This window comes from Streptomyces goshikiensis (assembly GCF_014650555.1).
GTDB lineage: Bacteria > Actinomycetota > Actinomycetes > Streptomycetales > Streptomycetaceae > Streptomyces > Streptomyces goshikiensis.
Genome location: NZ_BMVE01000006.1, coordinates 506,092 through 522,381, shown reverse-complemented (window position 1 = coordinate 522,381; position 16,290 = coordinate 506,092). Strand labels below are relative to the sequence as shown.

14 protein-coding genes are annotated in these 16,290 nt (G+C 72.6%); 8 read left to right on the top strand and 6 right to left on the bottom strand.

Annotation, left to right across the window (positions count from 1 at the left end):
- On the top strand, nt 1–339 hold a 339-nt coding region (locus IE248_RS21095), incomplete at its 5' end, for an aggregation-promoting factor C-terminal-like domain-containing protein (RefSeq protein ID WP_190031373.1).
- Nucleotides 340–548: 209 nt separating this feature from the next.
- Here IE248_RS21095 and IE248_RS21090 read toward each other — a convergent pair.
- The gene (locus IE248_RS21090; protein WP_008739073.1) at nt 549–1,718 is read right to left on the bottom strand and encodes a steroid 3-ketoacyl-CoA thiolase; all 1,170 of its coding nucleotides are present in this window, start codon (nt 1,716–1,718) and stop codon (nt 549–551) included.
- A 241-nt stretch (nt 1,719–1,959) separates the two neighbouring features.
- Here IE248_RS21090 and IE248_RS21085 point away from each other — a divergent pair, with 241 nt between their 5' ends.
- Nucleotides 1,960–3,204, top strand: a complete 1,245-nt coding sequence (locus IE248_RS21085; protein WP_008739074.1) for a cytochrome P450 — start codon at nt 1,960–1,962, stop codon at nt 3,202–3,204.
- A 247-nt stretch (nt 3,205–3,451) separates the two neighbouring features.
- Here the strand turns inward: IE248_RS21085 and IE248_RS21080 are convergent, their stop codons facing one another.
- A complete protein-coding gene (locus IE248_RS21080) occupies nt 3,452–5,485 on the bottom strand; it encodes a bifunctional glycosyltransferase 87/phosphatase PAP2 family protein (RefSeq protein ID WP_190031372.1) in 2,034 nt (677 codons plus the stop codon).
- Between the two features lie 120 nt (nt 5,486–5,605).
- Between IE248_RS21080 and IE248_RS21075 the strand changes: the two genes are divergently transcribed.
- Nucleotides 5,606–5,947 (top strand): antibiotic biosynthesis monooxygenase family protein, encoded by a 342-nt coding sequence (locus tag IE248_RS21075; RefSeq protein ID WP_190031371.1) that lies wholly within the window; start codon nt 5,606–5,608, stop codon nt 5,945–5,947.
- Between the two features lie 123 nt (nt 5,948–6,070).
- On the opposite strand, the gene IE248_RS21070 is transcribed toward IE248_RS21075, so the two are convergent.
- Nucleotides 6,071–6,466 (bottom strand): nuclear transport factor 2 family protein, encoded by a 396-nt coding sequence (locus IE248_RS21070; protein WP_037791791.1) that lies wholly within the window; start codon nt 6,464–6,466, stop codon nt 6,071–6,073.
- A gap of 106 nt (nt 6,467–6,572) precedes the next feature.
- On the opposite strand from IE248_RS21070, the gene IE248_RS21065 reads away from it, so the two are divergent.
- Complete coding sequence (locus IE248_RS21065) at nt 6,573–7,124, top strand: GNAT family N-acetyltransferase (protein WP_078489030.1); 552 nt, start codon at nt 6,573–6,575, stop codon at nt 7,122–7,124.
- A 40-nt stretch (nt 7,125–7,164) separates the two neighbouring features.
- Here IE248_RS21065 and IE248_RS21060 read toward each other — a convergent pair whose 3' ends face one another.
- Entirely contained in the window at nt 7,165–9,234 is a 2,070-nt protein-coding gene (locus tag IE248_RS21060; protein ID WP_190031370.1) for an MDR family MFS transporter, read from the bottom strand.
- A 126-nt stretch (nt 9,235–9,360) separates the two neighbouring features.
- Between IE248_RS21060 and IE248_RS21055 the strand changes: the two genes are divergently transcribed.
- Both IE248_RS21055 and IE248_RS21050 read left to right on the top strand, forming a co-directional pair.
- Entirely contained in the window at nt 9,361–10,266 is a 906-nt protein-coding gene (locus tag IE248_RS21055) for a peptidoglycan-binding domain-containing protein (RefSeq protein WP_190031369.1), read from the top strand.
- A 146-nt stretch (nt 10,267–10,412) separates the two neighbouring features.
- A complete protein-coding gene (locus IE248_RS21050) occupies nt 10,413–11,093 on the top strand; it encodes an HAD-IA family hydrolase (RefSeq protein ID WP_190031368.1) in 681 nt (226 codons plus the stop codon).
- Between the two features lie 536 nt (nt 11,094–11,629).
- Here the strand turns inward: IE248_RS21050 and IE248_RS21045 are convergent.
- Together IE248_RS21045 and IE248_RS21040 are read right to left on the bottom strand one after the other, a co-directional pair.
- The gene (locus IE248_RS21045; RefSeq protein ID WP_190031367.1) at nt 11,630–12,151 is read right to left on the bottom strand and encodes a DinB family protein; all 522 of its coding nucleotides are present in this window, start codon (nt 12,149–12,151) and stop codon (nt 11,630–11,632) included.
- Between the two features lie 319 nt (nt 12,152–12,470).
- Nucleotides 12,471–13,052 (bottom strand): TMEM165/GDT1 family protein, encoded by a 582-nt coding sequence (locus IE248_RS21040; protein WP_008739093.1) that lies wholly within the window; start codon nt 13,050–13,052, stop codon nt 12,471–12,473.
- A 582-nt stretch (nt 13,053–13,634) separates the two neighbouring features.
- Here IE248_RS21040 and IE248_RS21035 point away from each other — a divergent pair.
- Together IE248_RS21035 and IE248_RS21030 are read left to right on the top strand one after the other, a co-directional pair.
- Nucleotides 13,635–14,279 (top strand): HNH endonuclease family protein, encoded by a 645-nt coding sequence (locus tag IE248_RS21035; protein WP_190031394.1) that lies wholly within the window; start codon nt 13,635–13,637, stop codon nt 14,277–14,279.
- A 177-nt stretch (nt 14,280–14,456) separates the two neighbouring features.
- Nucleotides 14,457–16,121 carry an alkaline phosphatase D family protein gene (locus tag IE248_RS21030; protein WP_100583470.1) on the top strand — a complete coding sequence of 555 codons (1,665 nt, stop codon included), beginning with the start codon at nt 14,457–14,459 and terminating at the stop codon, nt 16,119–16,121.
- Nucleotides 16,122–16,290: the final 169 nt, after the last annotated feature.

Genomic DNA, 16,290 nt, shown 5'->3' with positions numbered 1-16,290 from the left:
GGCGTCGCCGGCACCATGCTCGCCACGGTTCCCGCCCAGGCGGCGGCCCCGACGAGTGCCAAGGCGATCGCGCACCAGATGATCAAGGACCCGGCCCAGTTCGCCGCCTTCGACAAGATCGTCTCGCACGAGAGCGGCTGGAACCACATGGCCACGAACTCGTCCTCCGGCGCGTACGGCCTGGTCCAGGCCCTCCCGGCGTCGAAGATGGCCTCGGCCGGCTCCGACTGGAAGACCAACCCGGCCACCCAGATCAAGTGGGGCCTGGACTACATGAACTCCCGCTACGGCAGCCCGGTCGGCGCCTGGAACTTCTGGCAGGCCAACCACTGGTACTAGGCCACCCCATGGCAGAGACCGCCGCAGCGCCCGGCCCACCCGCCGGCTCCGCCAGAGAGCGCGGCCCCCAAGCGGTAGAGCAGTACGCACGCGAAGGCCCCGACGGCCCGACCTCCCCAGGTCAGGCCAGCGGGGCCTTCGTCGTCCCATCCCACAGGGTCGAAGGGCGGCGCCGCCCGCCGCGGGCGGGCGTGCGCCGGGCGGCTCGGCTACAGCCGCTGGATGATCGTGCCGGTCGCCAGCGCGCCGCCCGCGCACATGGTGATCAGCGCGAACTCCTTGTCGCGCCGCTCCAGCTCGTGCAGCGCGGTGGTGATCAGGCGGGCTCCGGTGGCGCCGACGGGGTGGCCGAGCGCGATGCCGCCCCCGTTGACGTTGACCTTCTCCAGGTCCTGCTCGAAGACCTGGGCCCAGCTGAGGACGACGGAGGCGAAGGCCTCGTTGATCTCGACGAGGTCGATGTCCCTGAGGGACATGCCGGCCTTGCCCAGCACGGCCCGCGTCGCGTCGATCGGGCCGTCCAGGTGGTAGTGCGGGTCGGCGCCGACCAGCGTCTGCGCGACGATCCGGGCGCGCGGCCTGAGCTTGAGCGCGCGGGCCATCTTGCGCGAGGCCCACATCACGGCGGCCGCCCCGTCGGATATCTGCGAGGAGTTCCCGGCGGTGTGCACGGCCGTCGGCATGACCGGCTTGAGCCGGGCCAGGCCCTCCATGGAGGTGTCGCGCAGCCCCTCGTCCCGGTCGACCAGCCGCCACATGCCCTGGCCGGCGGCCTGCTCCGCCTCGGTGGTCGGCACCTGGACGGCGAAGGTCTCGCGCTTGAAGCGTTCCTCGGCCCAGGCGGCCCGGGCCCGCTCCTGGGAGAGCACGCCGAGCCGGTCGACGTCCTCGCGGGTCAGGCCCCGGTGGCGGGCGATCCGCTCGGCGGCCTCGAACTGGTTGGGGAGGTCGACGTTCCACTCGTCCGGGAAGGGCTTGCCCGGGCCGTGCTTGGATCCGGAGCCGAGCGGGACGCGGCTCATCGCCTCGACGCCGCAGGCGATCCCGATGTCCATGACCCCGCCGGAGATCATGTTGGCGACCATGTGGTTGGCCTGCTGCGAGCTGCCGCACTGGCAGTCCACGGTGGTCGCGGCCGTCTCGTAGGGCAGGCCCATGGCGAGCCAGGCGTTGCGGGCGGGGTTCATGGACTGCTCGCCGGCGTGGGTGACGGTGCCGCCGACGATCTGCTCGACGCAGTCCGGCTGGATTCCGGTACGGGCGAGCAGTTCCCGGTAGGTCTCGCCGAGGAGGTAGGCGGGATGGAGGTTGGCAAGCGAGCCGCCGCGCTTCCCGATGGGGGTGCGTACGGCTTCGACGATGACGGGTTCCGCGGCCATGAGCTCGTCCTCTCCTGCGCAGTGCCGGCGCGGCGGGCCGTCCCGGCGCCCCGCCTGAACTAGTACGCGTTCTAGTTCTCCCCGCAGTCTTATGACCTGGAACCCCGGCACGCAAGGGTCTTGCACGCGGCTTCCACGGATTCCCCACGCAACAGTTGGCGCGAGGACCCTTGTCACTTCTAGAACTCGTTATTACCTTCAAGCCAACTTCTGATGGGCCGTCAGACCTTGGAGTCGCCCGATGCCCTGTCCCGCGCTGCCCGAAGGCTTCGACGCCACCGACCCCGACCTCCTCCACGACCGGGTCCCCTTCCCGGAGTTCGCGCAGCTGCGGCAGACGGCGCCGGTGTGGTGGTGCCCGCAGCGGCGGGGCATCACCGGCTTCGACGACGAGGGCTACTGGGCCGTCACCCGGCACGCGGACGTCAAGTACGTCTCCACGCACCCGGAACTCTTCTCCTCCACGACGAACACGGCGATCATCCGCTTCAACGAGCACATCCAGCGCGAGCAGATAGATGCCCAGCGTCTGATCATGCTGAACATGGATCCGCCGGAACACACCCGCGTACGCCAGATCGTGCAGCGGGGATTCACCCCGCGGGCGATCCGCGGACTGGAGGCGGCCCTGCGCGACCGCGCCGGGAAGATCGTCGCGAAGGCGCTCACGGCCTCCCGCGACGGCAGCTTCGACTTCGTCACCGAGGTCGCCTGCGAACTGCCGCTCCAGGCCATCGCGGAACTGATCGGCGTACCGCAGGAGGACCGGCTCCGGATCTTCGACTGGTCGAACAAGATGATCGCGTACGACGACCCCGAGTACGCGATCACCGAAGAGGTCGGCTCGAACGCGGCGATGGAGCTCATCGGCTACGCCATGAACCTCTCCGCCGCCCGCAAGGAGTGCCCGGCCAAGGACATCGTCACGCAGCTGGTCGCGGCGGAGGGCCAGGGCAACCTCGGCTCCGACGAGTTCGGCTTCTTCGTGCTGCTGCTGGCGGTCGCGGGCAACGAGACCACGCGCAACGCCATCAGCCACGGCATGCACGCCTTCCTCACCCACCCCGAGGAGTGGGAGCGGTACAAGGCGACCCGGCCGGCCACCACGGCGGAGGAGATCGTGCGCTGGGCCACCCCCGTGGTGTCCTTCCAGCGGACCGCCACCCAGGACACCGAGCTGGGCGGCCAGAAGATCAAGGCGGGCGACCGGGTGGGGCTGTTCTACTCCTCCGCGAACCACGACCCCGAGGTCTTCACCGACCCCGACCGCTTCGACATCACCCGCGACCCCAACCCCCACCTGGGCTTCGGCGGCGGCGGTCCGCACTTCTGCCTCGGCAAGTCGCTGGCCATCATGGAGATCGACCTGATCTTCAACGCGCTGGCCGACTCCCTGCCGGACCTGCGACTGGCCGCCCCGGGCCCGCGCCGGCTCCGCGCGGCCTGGCTGAACGGCATCAAGGAACTCCGCGTCACCCACCCCTGACCCACGAACCCGGCAGGGGCCACCCCACCCACGCCCGGCCCCTGCCGCCCGACGGGCGGCCGACGGCGCGGGCGCGGAACGCCCCCGAGTGGCGCGTTCCCCCCGCCGGGCGGATCCTGACAGGACGCGGCGATCCACCGAAGGGGTGCCGGAGCGGTGAGAATCCGCCCCGGCACCCCTTCGTCAAACCGACGCCCGCTCCTCGGCGCGCTCCGTCAAACCGACGCCCGCTCCACTGCGCGCTCCGTCAAACCGAAGCCCGCTCCCCGGCGCCCGCGCCGGCCCGCTCCGCCGTCCTCGGCCTCGGCACCCCGGCGGCGCCCGGCGGCACGCAACCCCGCGGCCCGGACAGGACGTACACGAGCCCGAACCCGGCCCCGACGACGGCCGCGCCGCCGACCGCGTCGAGCACCCAGTGGTTCGCGGTGGCGACGATCGCGCACACCGTGATCAGCGGGTGCATCGCCCCGAGGACCTTCTGCCAGCCCTTCGGCGCGAGGACCACGACCACGATCCCGCACCACAGCGACCACCCGAAGTGCAGTGACGGCATCGCCGCGTACTGGTTGGAGATCGCGGTCATGGCCCCGTACTGCGGATTGGCCAGGTCCTGCACCCCGTGCACGGTGTCGACGAAACCGAGGTCCGGCATCAGGCGCGGCGGCGCGAGCGGGTAGAGCCAGAACCCCGCGAGCGCGAGGACGGTGGCCAGCCCCAGGGAGGCGCGGGCCCAGCGGTAGTCCGCGGGGCGGCGCCAGTACAGCACCGCCAGGATCGTCAGCGGCACCACGAAGTGGAAGGACGCGTAGTAGAAGTTGAAGAACGCCTCCAGCCAAGGCGTGTTCACCACGGCGTGGTTGACGGCGTATTCGATGTCGATGCCCAGCGCCCGCTCGACCGCGTGGATCTGGCTCCCGTGCCCCTCCGCGAGGCCCCGGCTGGTGGGGGCGGCGGCGCGGATGTGCGAGTAGAGCGAGTAGCCGACCCGTATCAGCAGCAGCTCCAGCAGCAGGTTGGGGCGCGACAGCACGCGCCGCCAGACCGGCAGCAGCGGCACCCGGGCCAGGCGGGCCGCGGCGGGCCGCCCGTAGGCGGTGGGCACGGGCTCGCGCCAGTACGCCGACGAGCGCGACAGGAACGGCACCGCGCAGGCCGCCGCGAGCGCGGCCAGCAGCGGCACGTTGTCGCGTACGGGCGCCAGCGCGGCCATGTTCGGCAGCAGCACGCTGCTGGGCAGGGTCATCGCCAGCACCACGGCCACCGGCCACACGGGCCGGTCGGCGGCCCGCTTGCCGACCTTGCCGGCCACCGCGAGCAGCACCCACAGCATCTGGTGGCGCCAGCCGGTCGGGGACACGGCGACGGCCACGCAGCCGGTGAGGGCGACGGCGAGCAGCAGCTGCCCGTCGCGGGCGTAGCGGGCGGCGCGGCGCAGGCCGATCCAGACGATGCCGGCCGCGAGGGCCACGTAGAGCAGGATCTCGCCCGGGCCGGTCAGGCCGAGCCGCAGCAGCGCGCCGTGCACGGACTGGTTGGCGAGGCTGTCGGGGGCTGCCCCGAGGCCGGTGCCGGCGAGGTGGCTGACCCAGTACGTCCACGAGTCGCGCGGCAGGGCCGCCCAGGACAGGGCGGTGGCGAGGGCGAAGGTCACGGCGGCGGCGCGCGCGGTGGGGCGGCGTCCTGCCAGCCACAGCAGCGGTACGAAGAGCAGCAGCGCGGGCTGGAGCGCGGCGGCGAGGCCCGTCAGGAAGCCCGCGCCGCGTTCTCCGGGGACGCGGAAGACGGCCAGGAGCACCAACAGCACGGGCAGGACGGCGGTCTGACCGGGCGAGGCGGCCTCGCGGACGGGCAGCGAGACCATCATCAGCGCGACCAGCACGGGCGCGGCGAGCAGCGCGGTGCGGCGCGGCACCGGGTCGGGCAGACCGCGCGCGGCGACGAGCCCGACGGCGGCGACGAGCAGCAGCGTGACCGAGGTCCAGGCCAGTTCCAGCGACGGGGCGGCGAGGGCGACCAGCGGCTTGAGGACCAGCCCGGAGAACGGGGTGCCGGTGAACTTGCCGCCGTCGTAGAGGGAGCCGAGCACGCTGCCGGGGGCGCCCGGCAGATGGAACCCGCTGAGCCACTCGCCGGGCGGCACGCTCAGCACGGCGGCCGCCTGTCTGAGGGCGAGGAGGCCCGCGAGCGCCCACAGGAGGAGGCGTACGGCTCCGAGCCTGCCGTTCCCGCCTATGACTCCGGCATGTCCGTCCGCCCCGCTGTGCTCCGCCGCGTTAGCCACGCCTCGCCGGCCTCCCGCCCTGTTGAACGCAACCTTGTCTTCGCCTGGCTGCCGCGTTTCACGCACCACGTCATTACCTCGGACGACGATATCCCCCACGGGATACCTAGGATGTCGGTCATGAGCATCGTGAAGATCAACGCGCTGACCGTCCCCGCCGAGCAGCGGGAGGTGCTGGAGCAGCGCTTCGCCTCGCGGGCGGGGGCCGTGGAGGGGTCGGACGGGTTCGAGTGGTTCGAGCTGCTGCGGCCCGTCGAGGGCACCGACCAGTACCTCGTGTACACGCGGTGGCGTTCCGAGGAGGACTTCCAGGCGTGGATGGAGGGGCCGATGAAGGCCGCTCACCAGGGCGGGGCGGCGGGTGGCGGCGCGGCTGGCGGCGACCGTCCGAAGCCGGCTGCCACGGGCTCGACGGTGTGGTCGTTCGAGGTCGTGCAGCAGACGGGCCCGAAGCAGGCCTGACGCAGGCCCGACGCAGGGCGGGGCCCGGGGGCGTCTTCGCGTCCCCGGGCTCTGCTGACGGGCGGGCGTGCTCGGCTCCGGCCGTCAGACGCGGTCAGACGCCGTCAGGCGCGTCGGCGGCCGTCAGCTCCAGAAGGCGTCGCTCTCGTCGATGTCCGCGATGCAGCCGTCGATGTCGGTGATCTTCCCGCCGACGATGGTGAAGAAGAGGCCCTCGCCGATCTCGATCCCGCGGTCGCCCCGGTCGGCGTAGACGGTGTGGAAGCTCATCACGTGGCCGCGGCCGTCCACCAGGACCGGTCCCAGCTCGACCCGGAAGGTCCCGTTCGTCTCCTCGCCGAGGCGGCGATAGAGGTCCAGGACCCCTTCCCGTCCCTTGTGGTGCCCCGAGAGGGGGTTGTTGCCGGGCACGTGGTGGATGACGTCGGCCGTCATCATCGAGCCCAGCTTCTCCATGTCGCCCTGGCCGAACGCCTCGTAGCAGCGGCGTACCAGGGCACAGTCCGGATGCTCCGACATGACGGTACCCACCCTTCGCGTGCGCGGTTTGCCCTTTTTCCTATCATCGGCCCGTGCCTGTGGATATTCCACGCGGGGAACGGCACGGCCGTCCCACAATGACGGCATGACCAGCGACGCGACCTTCGCCACCCCCCTGTCCCCCGATACCCCCGGCACCCCCGATGCCCCCGGCGCCACCGCGTGGGCGGTCGTCCCGGAGCGCATCGACACCCCGGACGCCATCGCCCTGCGCCGCGCGTACTACGCGGAGGTGGCCGGCCGGTACTGGAAGCGGCCCGCGACCGAGGCCGAGATCGACCGGGGTCTCGCGGACGACCCGGACGACGGGCTCGTCCCGCCGACCGGCCGGTTCGTGGTGGGCCGGCTCGCGGGCGAGGCCCTGGCCTGCGGGGGCATACGGCTCCTCGACCCGCGCACCGTCGAGCTCACCCGGGTGTACGTGGACCCGCGCGCCCGCGGCGCGGGCGGCGGGGCGGCGCTGCTCGCCGCGCTGGAGGAGGCCGGCCGGGCCCTCGGGGCCGAGCGGGTCCGTCTGGACACCCGGTCGGATCTGGTGGAGGCCCGCGCCCTGTACGCGCGGCACGGGTACCGGGAAATACCCGCGTACAACTCCGGTCCGTATGCGGAGCACTGGTTCGAGAAGCCCCTCGTCTGACCGGCGGCGCCCCGCGGAGCCCGCTCCTGGCGGGCACCGGTCAGTGGGCGGCGTGGTCCCGGCGCGCCAGGTGTTCGTACGGTTCTTCGGCGTCGGATCCGCAGAGCTCCGCGTTGATCTCCTCGACCAGCTTCACCAGGTCGGTCGGGCGGTCGGGGCCCCACCAGTCGCCGAGCAGCTCGGCGAGCGACTCCCGCCGGGCGGCGGCCAGCTTGGCGGCGGCCAGGCGTCCCCGCTCGGTCAGGATCAGCGACATCCCGTCGCGGACGCCGAGGCCGCGTTCCTCGACCTGGCGGGCGGCGTCCGTGATGGCCTTGATCGGTACGGAGGTGCGTTCCGCGAGGACCGCCGGGTCGACCGATCCGTACTTGCCGATGCGCAGCAGCAGCCAGCTGGCGGCGGGTATCAGGTCGTAGCCGGCCTTCTCGGTGATCCTCTCGTAGACGTGGTGGCGGCCCTCGCGGGTCCCGAGCACCGACAGTGCGCGGGCGACCTCTTCGCGGGAGGTGCGCTGGACGGGGTTGGAGGCGAGCGTCTCGGTCACATCGGGTGCGGTGACCGAACCGCGGAGCTTGTCCTCCTTCAGGAACCAGGCGACCACGAAGGCGACGAGCACCACGGGTACCGCGTAGAGGAAGACACCGGTGATCGCCGAGGAGTAGGCGTCGAGCACCTGGGGCTGCAGGTTGGCCGGCAGTTGGGCGATGGACCGGGGATCGGCCTCCAGCTGGTCGATGCTCACGCCGGGCGGCAGGGTGACGCCCGCGAGGGAGGTGGACAGCATGTCGCCGAGCCTGTGGTTGAAGACCGTGCCGAAGATGGCGACGCCGAAGGAGGCGCCGATGGAGCGGAAGAAGGTGGCCCCGGAGGTGGCGACGCCGAGGTCGGCGTAGCTGACCGCGTTCTGCACCGCCAGGACGAGCACCTGCATGACCAGACCGAGTCCGAATCCGAAGACGAAGAAGTACGCGCCCACCTCCCAGTCGCTGCTGGTGCGCTGCAGCTGGTGCAGCAGGAGCAGACCGATGGCGGTCACACCCGTGCCGGCGATCGGGAAGACCTTCCAGTGCCCGGTACGGCTGACGATCTGGCCGGAGCCGGTGGAGGCGATGAGCATGCCGAACACCATCGGCAGCATGTGGACGCCGGACATGGTCGGGGAGACCCCGCGCACGATCTGGAGGAAGGTCGGCAGGTAGACCATCGCACCGAACATCGCGAACCCGACGATGAAGCTGATCACCGAACAGAGGGTGAAGGTGCGCCTGCCGAACAGGCTGAGCGGCAGGACCGGTTCGACGGCCCGCCGTTCCACGAAGAGGAAGGCGCCGAGGAAGAGGACACCGAGGACGGCGAGACCGATGATCCGGGTCGAACCCCAGCCCCAGGTGCCGCCGAGGGAGGCGACGAGCACGAGGCAGGTGGCGACGCCGGCGATGAGGAAGGTGCCGAGGTAGTCGATCGTGTGCTTCTCGGAGCGCGCCGGGATGCGCAGCACGGCGGCGATGACGACGAGCGCGACGAGACCGATGGGGAGGTTGATGTAGAACACCCAGCGCCAGGAGAGCTGGTCGACGAACAGTCCGCCGAGCAGCGGGCCGAGCACGCTGGCCGCGCCGAACACGGCGCCGAAGAGTCCCTGGTAGCGGCCGCGTTCGCGGGGCGGGACGATGTCGCCCACGATCGCCATCGACAGCACGATCAGCCCGCCGCCGCCCAGGCCCTGGAGCGCGCGGAAGCCGATGAGCTGGGGCATGTCCTGGGCGATGCCACAGAGGACCGAGCCGATCAGGAAGATGACGATGGCGTACTGGAAGAGCTTCTTGCGGCCGTACTGGTCGCCGAGCTTGCCCCACAGGGGTGTGGCGGCGGTGGAGGCGAGTATGTAGGCGGTGACCACCCAGGACAGGTGGTCCATCCCGCCGAGATCGCTGACGATCGTCGGCAGGGCGGTGGAGACGATCGTCTGGTCGAGCGCGGCGATCAGCAGGCCGAGCAGCAGTGCGCCTATGGAGACGAGTACCTCGCGGGAGGCGTGTTCGGCGGCGGGTCCGGAGTTGCGCGGACCGGGGCCGGGGCCCACGGCGGACGCTGTCAGATCCTGAGCCATCGAGTCCTCCTCTGGCCGAATCAACATCTCCATCCTGAGCGGTGTGTCCGGTTATGGCCTCTCGGACGGTTGGGCGGGCCCCTGAGGGTCTGCATAATCGCAGGCAAGTGGCCAGGGAGGGTTCCAGTGAGCGCTGAGCGCTGTCCAAATTGCGACGCCGTGGGCGTCGAGTGCGGGTGCGCGCCCCAGGCGCGCTTCGACCCCCTGCGCATCCGTCCGTACGTATCGCTGCCCGACCCGGGCCAGGGGGAGGGGCCGCCTCCCTCGCAGCCGGTGCGCGGGGCGGTGAGCCCGGCCCGCCCGGCCGCCGGTCCGGGGCCGGCGGACACCCCGGCGTTCGGGATACCCCCGGTAGCGCCGACGCATCCGGCATGGCCGGACGAGACGGTCCCGCTCCGGTCCGTCCCGCCGGCCCCGGCCCCGGCCCCGGACGGACAGTCCACTCCGGCTTCCCGCCGCCGCCGTCCCCTCCTGCCCCTGGCACTCGGCGCGGCCGCCGTGGTCGTCCTGGGGTCGGGCGCCGCCCTGGCGATGGGCGCGTTCGGGGACTCCGGGGAGAGTGACGCGGCGCTGAGCGACGCGAAGCCGTCGGCGCCCGTCGTGAACGCGGCCCCGGCCGCCCCGTCGAAGACCTCGGCGAGCCCGACGCGCCGCCCGTCCGCGTCCGCCTCGGCCTCCCGTTCCGCATCCCCGTCCCCCTCGGCGAGCGCCTCCCGTTCCGTGTCCCCGTCCCCCTCGACGAGCACCTCCCGGTCGACGCCCCCGTCCCCGAGCGCATCGGCGAGCCGCGCCCCTAGCTCACAGGCGCCGAAGCCGGCTCCGGCGCAGAGCCTGCAGTACGGGGATTCGGGCGCGGAGGTGGAGCGGCTCCAGCGCCTGCTGGCGTCGGCGCGCCTGTACCGGGGCAAGTTCAACGGCATGTACGACGACCGCACGGAGAACGCGGTGTCGGAGTTCCAGTGGCGGCACGAAATCTTCGACGACCCTTGGGGCGTCTACGGTCCGGCGACCCGGAAGGCCCTGGAGGGCTAGCCACGGGCCAGCCGATTGGCGTTAACCCCCCTCAGTTTTGTATCGTGCAGGAACAAAGTGGTTCCGTCCTCAATCCCTGACCGGTGGACGGAACCACTTGTTCTCTTTTCCCACCCCGTCTCCCGCCCCGTCTGGAGCACCTGCCGATGTCGGCCCACACCGCCACCACCGCCCCTGTCGTCCTGACCGCCAAGGCCCTGCTCCTGGACATGGACGGCACGATCGTGAACTCCGACGCGGTGGTCGAGCGCTGCTGGCGCGACTGGGCGGTGTCCCACGGGCTGGACCCCGAGGCCGCCCTCAAGGTGGTCCACGGCCGCCAGGGCTACGCCACGATGGCCATCCTGCTCCCCGAGCGCCCGATGGAGCAGAACCACGCGGAGAACGCGGTGATGCTCGCCCGCGAGACCGCCGACACCGACGGCGTGATCCCGGTCGGCGGCGCCCCGGAGTTCATGGCGGCCATCGCCGACCTGCCGCACGCCCTGGTCACCTCGGCGGACGCCGCCCTGGCCGCGACCCGCATGACGGCGGCCGGCCTGCCGATGCCGCGCGTCCGCGTGACCGCCGAGTCCGTCTCGGCCAGCAAGCCCGACCCCGAGGGCTTCCTCAAGGGCGCGGCCGAGCTGGGCGTGGACCCGGCGCAGTGCGTGGTCTTCGAAGACTCGGGCGCCGGCATAGCCGCGGGCAAGGCCGCCGGCATGCGCGTGATCGGCGTAGGCCCCCGCGCCGCCGCCCACACCCCGCACGCCCATGTCCCGGACCTCAAGTCGATCCACGTCCACCCCACCCCGGACGGCAACATCCACCTAACCCTCCACCCCTAACCCCGCCCCGGCCCGCCCCCGGCCGCACCGCCGCCGCCCTCCCGCGCCCGGCCCGGCCTCAGCCGCACCGCCACACCGCGCCCCGGCCCGCACCGCACCACACAGGCAGGCCCAGCACCGCCGCCCCAGGCCGTACCGGCCCGGCCCTCGTCGTACAGCCCTGCCATGCCCCTGGCCCGGTGCCGCCCCAGCACAGCCTGAGCACCGACCGGCCCGGCCGCAGGCCGTCCTCCGCCGAGCGACCTCAGCGGGCATCGCCGCACCGCACCCCGCGCCCGACGGCTGGTGCACCCACCCGGCCGGCCGCCACGGGCCTGCCATCCGCACGCCACCCGCGGAGTGGACCTACGCGCCTGCCCACCGGGCCTGCGGGGCCCATCCCCGCCACCACACGGCGCGACCGCGCCACGGACCCCTGGGCGACCGGTCAATGGGCGGGGCCGCAACGCGTCGCCGACGGCTCACAGCATCCCGGCGGGCCCCGGCGCGGCTCAGGCCCCGGTCGCCCGGCGGCGGGAGCCGCCACCGGTGGCGGGCTACTGGCCCACGCGCCCGTCGATCCGCTCCCGCAGGAAGTCCGCGTGGCCGTTGTGGCGGGCGTACTCCTCGATCATGTGGACCAGGACCTCGCGAAGCGCCATCCGCTCCCCGTCCACGGCACCCTCGACGTCCAGGTCCGGCGCCTCGGCCACCAGCCGCTCCGCGAAGGCGACCTCCGCACGCCAGACGGCCCACGCCTCCGCGACGACCGCCGGGTCGGCCACCGCGCCGGTGAACTCCCCGTCGGGCGCGTCCGGCGTGCGATAGTGCCGGCGTATCTCCTGGCCCGCCATCACCCCCCGGAACCACTTCTGCTCCACGCCCGCGAGATGCCGCACGAGACCCAGCAGCGACAGGTCGGACGGCTCCACCGAACGCCGCGCGAGCGCCTCGGCGTCGAGGCCGGCGCACTTCAGCTCCAGCGTGAGCCGCTGGTCACGGAGATAGCCGACGAGCGTGGCCCGTTCGCCCCGGAAGCCGCCGTCGGTGCGGGTGTCCTCTTCGGGGCGGACGAACATGTTGGCCCAGCCAAAACCCCGGCCGGAACCCGTGGCCCCGAGAGAACCCGTGGCCCCGGAGGACCCGGCGGATCCGGAAGGCCCGGCGGCCCCGGGAGACTCGGCGGCCGCGGGAGACGCGGCGGCCCCGGAAGACGCGGGGAACGCGGCGACCCCGGAAGACGCAAGGGACCCGGGAGACGCGGGCCGGGCGGCGGGCGGCGGCGTGGGGGCGGCGGCAGGCGCTGTCACGCCCGCGAGCGTGCCCCGCGCCCCCGCCCTCCGGCAACGGGATTCTTCCTCGGCCCCGCCTCGCCCGCGCCCGGCCGGCCCGGCAGACTCAGCCCGCGATCGCCTCGTACAAAGAGAACACGGCCAGCGCAGCCATCACCGCGGCCGCGACCTTGGTGATCAGTCGCAGCGGTACGTACTTCATCAGCGTCTTTCCGCCCAGGATCCCGATGCCCGCGACCGCCCACAGCGCCAGCACCGCACCGAGGCCGACCGAAACCGGGTTGTCGTACCGGGCGGCGAGGTTCGCGGTCATGATCTGGGTCAGGTCACCGAACTCCGCCACCAGGATCAGCATGAAGCCGGCCCCGGACACCTTCCAGAAGGACTGGTCGGCCGGCGCCTTGACCTCTTCCTCCCCGTCGCTCTTCTTCAGCAGCAGCATGGCCGCGCCCGCGAGGAACAGGACGCCGACGACCGCCTGGACGAGCCGGTGCGGGAGCAGCGTGAGAACGCTGCCGGCGGCGATGGCGAGGGCGACGTGCACGGCGAAGGCCGCCGCGACGCCCGCGAAGACGTAGGACGCGCGGTAGCGGGTGCCGAGCATCAGACCGGCGAGGGCCGTCTTGTCGGGAAGTTCGGCGAGGAAGACGACGCCGAAGGCGATCGCCGTGACGGTGAAGCTGAACACGGGGTGGAAACCTCTATCGGTCGGGCAGGACGCCATCGCCACCGAGAGACCTTGGGATGTTTCAGGGATCGCTTCGGCTCGGCGGCGCCCTGGGTGCGTCCGCGCCCGCACGTGTGTGCGTACGCCGAAGCCTGAACAGGACACTGCGGCCGAAGGTCTCGCTGGCCGACCGCTGTGCGCGGCCTGCCTCCGGGCGCCGGCTGGGTGACCCAGCAGTATGTCGACGGTCCGGCGAAGAGCTACTCCCCTTCTGCTCGACACAGCGTACGCGACCCGCGCGGGGGCCTGTAAGGGGCCTTTGGTCCCGACGCCACCCACCCCGGACCCGGCCCCGGCCCGCCCCCGGCCCCGCCCGAGCCCGGCCTCCACCCCCTCCCACGCCCCTCCCCCACACCCCGGAATGTCAACTTCCGCTTAATTGGGGACCCTTGCACACCTTGATGTGACGTGCACATGTCGGCAGGCTGTCACCTGGCGACCGCCCCCGCGATACCTGGCGGCGCCACCATGGCCGCGCCCCTCCGGGCCGCACGCCCCCTCATCCCCCACCCTCGGAGCCCCCTCATGGCCTTCAAGACGCTCATACCCGCCGTCTACGCGCGTCGCCTCGGCGTACTCGCGTCCGCCGCCGCGCTCGCCTCGCTCACCTCCCTCGTGAACGCGCCCGCCGCCCAGGCCGCCCCGCCCACCCCCATCAGCGCCTCCGTCGCCCGCGCCTACCTCGCCACGGTCACGCCGACGACCGAGGGCTCCACCAGCGGGTACAGCCGCACCCTCTTCCCGCACTGGAGCACCGTCTCGGGCGCCTGCAACACCCGCGAGACCGTCCTCAAGCGGGACGGGAAGAACGTCGTCCAGGACTCCTCGTGCGCCGCCGTCAGCGGTAGCTGGTACTCCGAGTACGACGACGCCACCTGGACCGTCGCCACCGACCTCGACATCGACCACGTCGTCCCGCTGGCCGAGGCCTGGCGCTCCGGTGCCAACTCCTGGACCACCGCCAAGCGGCAGCAGTTCGCCAACGACCTCACCCGCCCGCAGCTCATCGCGGTCACCGACAACGTCAACCAGGCCAAGGGCGACCAGGACCCCGGCACGTGGCTGCCCTCGCGGACCGCCTACCGCTGTACGTACGCCCGCATGTGGGTCGAGGTGAAGCAGTACTACGCCCTGAGCATGGACTCCCGCGAGAAGACCGCTCTGACCGGCGTCCTCAACGGCTGCTGATCCCGAGGGACTTGCCGGGCTCCGGCCCGGGCCCGCGCGGGCTCCGGCCGGAGCCCGCGCGGGGCAGGCCCCGACCCTGGAAACGGAGGCCGATCTTTCTCCCCCGCCAGGGGGAGGCCAGGCCCCCCTTCCACGCCGTACCGTGATCGAAGGGGGTACGGAGGAGGGGGAGTTGCCATGGCCGGACTGCGTCTGGGACCGCTGCTGCGCTACGTCGACTGGGACACGGGCAGCGCCGCGACGATCTGGGTCGAGGCGGACCGGCCGTGCACGGCCGAGGTGCGCTGTGCCGACGGGGCCGCCGGGAGCGCGCGCACCTTCCAGATAGCCGGGCACCACTACGCGCTCGTCCCGGTGACGGGCCTGACCTCCGGAAACACCACGGCGTATGAGGTGCTCCTCGACGGCGTCCGCGTCTGGCCGCTGCCCGGTACCTCCTTCCCGCCGAGCACGATCAGCACGCCCGCCGTCGCGGGGCCGGGCCGTCCCGCGCCCGGCCTGCTGGTCACGTTCGGATCCTGCCGCCAGGCCGCGCCGCCCGCCGACGGGCGCGGGCCGCACGGTCCGGACGCGCTGGACACGCTCGCGGCGCGGCTCGCCGCCGATCCGGAAGCGGTGCGCCCGGATCTCCTGCTGCTCCTCGGCGACCAGGTGTACGCCGACAACCTGTCGCGGGAGACCAAGCGGTGGATCGCGGCCCGCCGGGACATCCGGGAGGCGCCCGGCGCCCAGGTCGCGGACTACGAGGAGTACACCCGGCTGTACTACGAGTCCTGGCTCGACCCGGAGATCCGCTGGCTGCTGTCGACGGTGCCGAGCCTGCAGATATTCGACGACCACGACGTCGTGGACGACTGGAACACCAGCGCGGCGTGGCTGGCGGAGATGCGCGCGACGCCGTGGTGGCAGGAGCGGGTCCTCAGCGGGCTGATGTCCTACTGGGTGTACCAGCACCTGGGCAATCTCTCCCCCGCCGAGCTGGAGGCCGACGCGCTGTACGGGGCGGTGCGCCGGTCCCCGGACGGCACCGATGAGCTACGGGCCTTCGCGGCCTCGGCGGACACCGATCCGGGCACCGCCCGCTGGAGCTACCGGCGCGACTTCGGCCGGTCGCGGCTGCTGATGGTGGACACCCGGGCGGCGCGGGTGCTCGCCGAGGACGGGCGGGCGATGCTCGACCCGGCGGAACAGCAGTGGCTCCGGGAGAACGCGCTGGAGGGGCACGGCGGGTACGACCACCTGCTGATCGGCTCCTCGCTGCCGTGGCTGATGCCGCCGCTGATCCATGACGCCGAGGCGTGGAACGCGGCGTTGTGCCGCGGGGAGCGCGGGCCCCGGTGGGCGCGGATCGGGGAGGACCTGCGGCGGCGCAGCGATCTGGAGCACTGGGCGGCGTTTCCGGCGTCGTTCGCGGCGCTCAGTGACCTGATCGAGGAAGTGGGGACGGGACCGCGGGCACCGGCGACGGTCTGCGTCCTTTCGGGGGACGTGCACCATGCCTATGTGGCCGAGCCCCTCATACCGAGTACGGCCCGAGTGTTCCAGCTGACGTGTTCGCCGGTGCACAACTCGATCCACACGGCGGTGAAGCTGGGGTTCCGGCTGGGCTGGTCGCGGCTGGGCCGGTGGCTGGGCCGCGGTTTCTCGCGGCACGGGCGGACGGGCCGGCCGCCGGTGAGCTGGCGGCGTACGAGTGGGCCGTGGTTCGGCAACCAGCTGATGACGCTGGCCCTGGCGGGCCGGACGGCCCGTCTCCGGCTGGACCAGGCGCACAAGGGCCGCCGTGGTGGCGACGGCGCCCGGCTGGTGACCGTACTGGACCGGGAACTGACGGGCCCGTAAACCGCTCCCCCGTCCGCGGGTGAGGCGGCGGTGGCGGGCCAGGGGCCGCGGGTACGGCAGGCGAACGCCGGGCGTACGCTGTGTGGCTGTCAAGCCGCCCCTGCCGCTCCCCCGCGACGTCGCGGCGCTTCACGCCGAAGCACCTCAACCCGGACTGGGGAGTCCCGTT

Coding starts and splice junctions, on each gene's coding strand:
- IE248_RS21090 (WP_008739073.1), bottom strand. CDS start 1,718: ATGGCCGCGGAACCCGTCATCGTCGAAGCCGTACGCACCCCCATCGGG.
- IE248_RS21085 (WP_008739074.1), top strand. CDS start 1,960: ATGCCCTGTCCCGCGCTGCCCGAAGGCTTCGACGCCACCGACCCCGAC.
- IE248_RS21075 (WP_190031371.1), top strand. CDS start 5,606: ATGAGCATCGTGAAGATCAACGCGCTGACCGTCCCCGCCGAGCAGCGG.
- IE248_RS21070 (WP_037791791.1), bottom strand. CDS start 6,466: ATGTCGGAGCATCCGGACTGTGCCCTGGTACGCCGCTGCTACGAGGCG.
- IE248_RS21065 (WP_078489030.1), top strand. CDS start 6,573: ATGACCAGCGACGCGACCTTCGCCACCCCCCTGTCCCCCGATACCCCC.
- IE248_RS21060 (WP_190031370.1), bottom strand. CDS start 9,234: ATGGCTCAGGATCTGACAGCGTCCGCCGTGGGCCCCGGCCCCGGTCCG.
- IE248_RS21050 (WP_190031368.1), top strand. CDS start 10,413: ATGTCGGCCCACACCGCCACCACCGCCCCTGTCGTCCTGACCGCCAAG.
- IE248_RS21045 (WP_190031367.1), bottom strand. CDS start 12,151: ATGTTCGTCCGCCCCGAAGAGGACACCCGCACCGACGGCGGCTTCCGG.
- IE248_RS21030 (WP_100583470.1), top strand. CDS start 14,457: ATGGCCGGACTGCGTCTGGGACCGCTGCTGCGCTACGTCGACTGGGAC.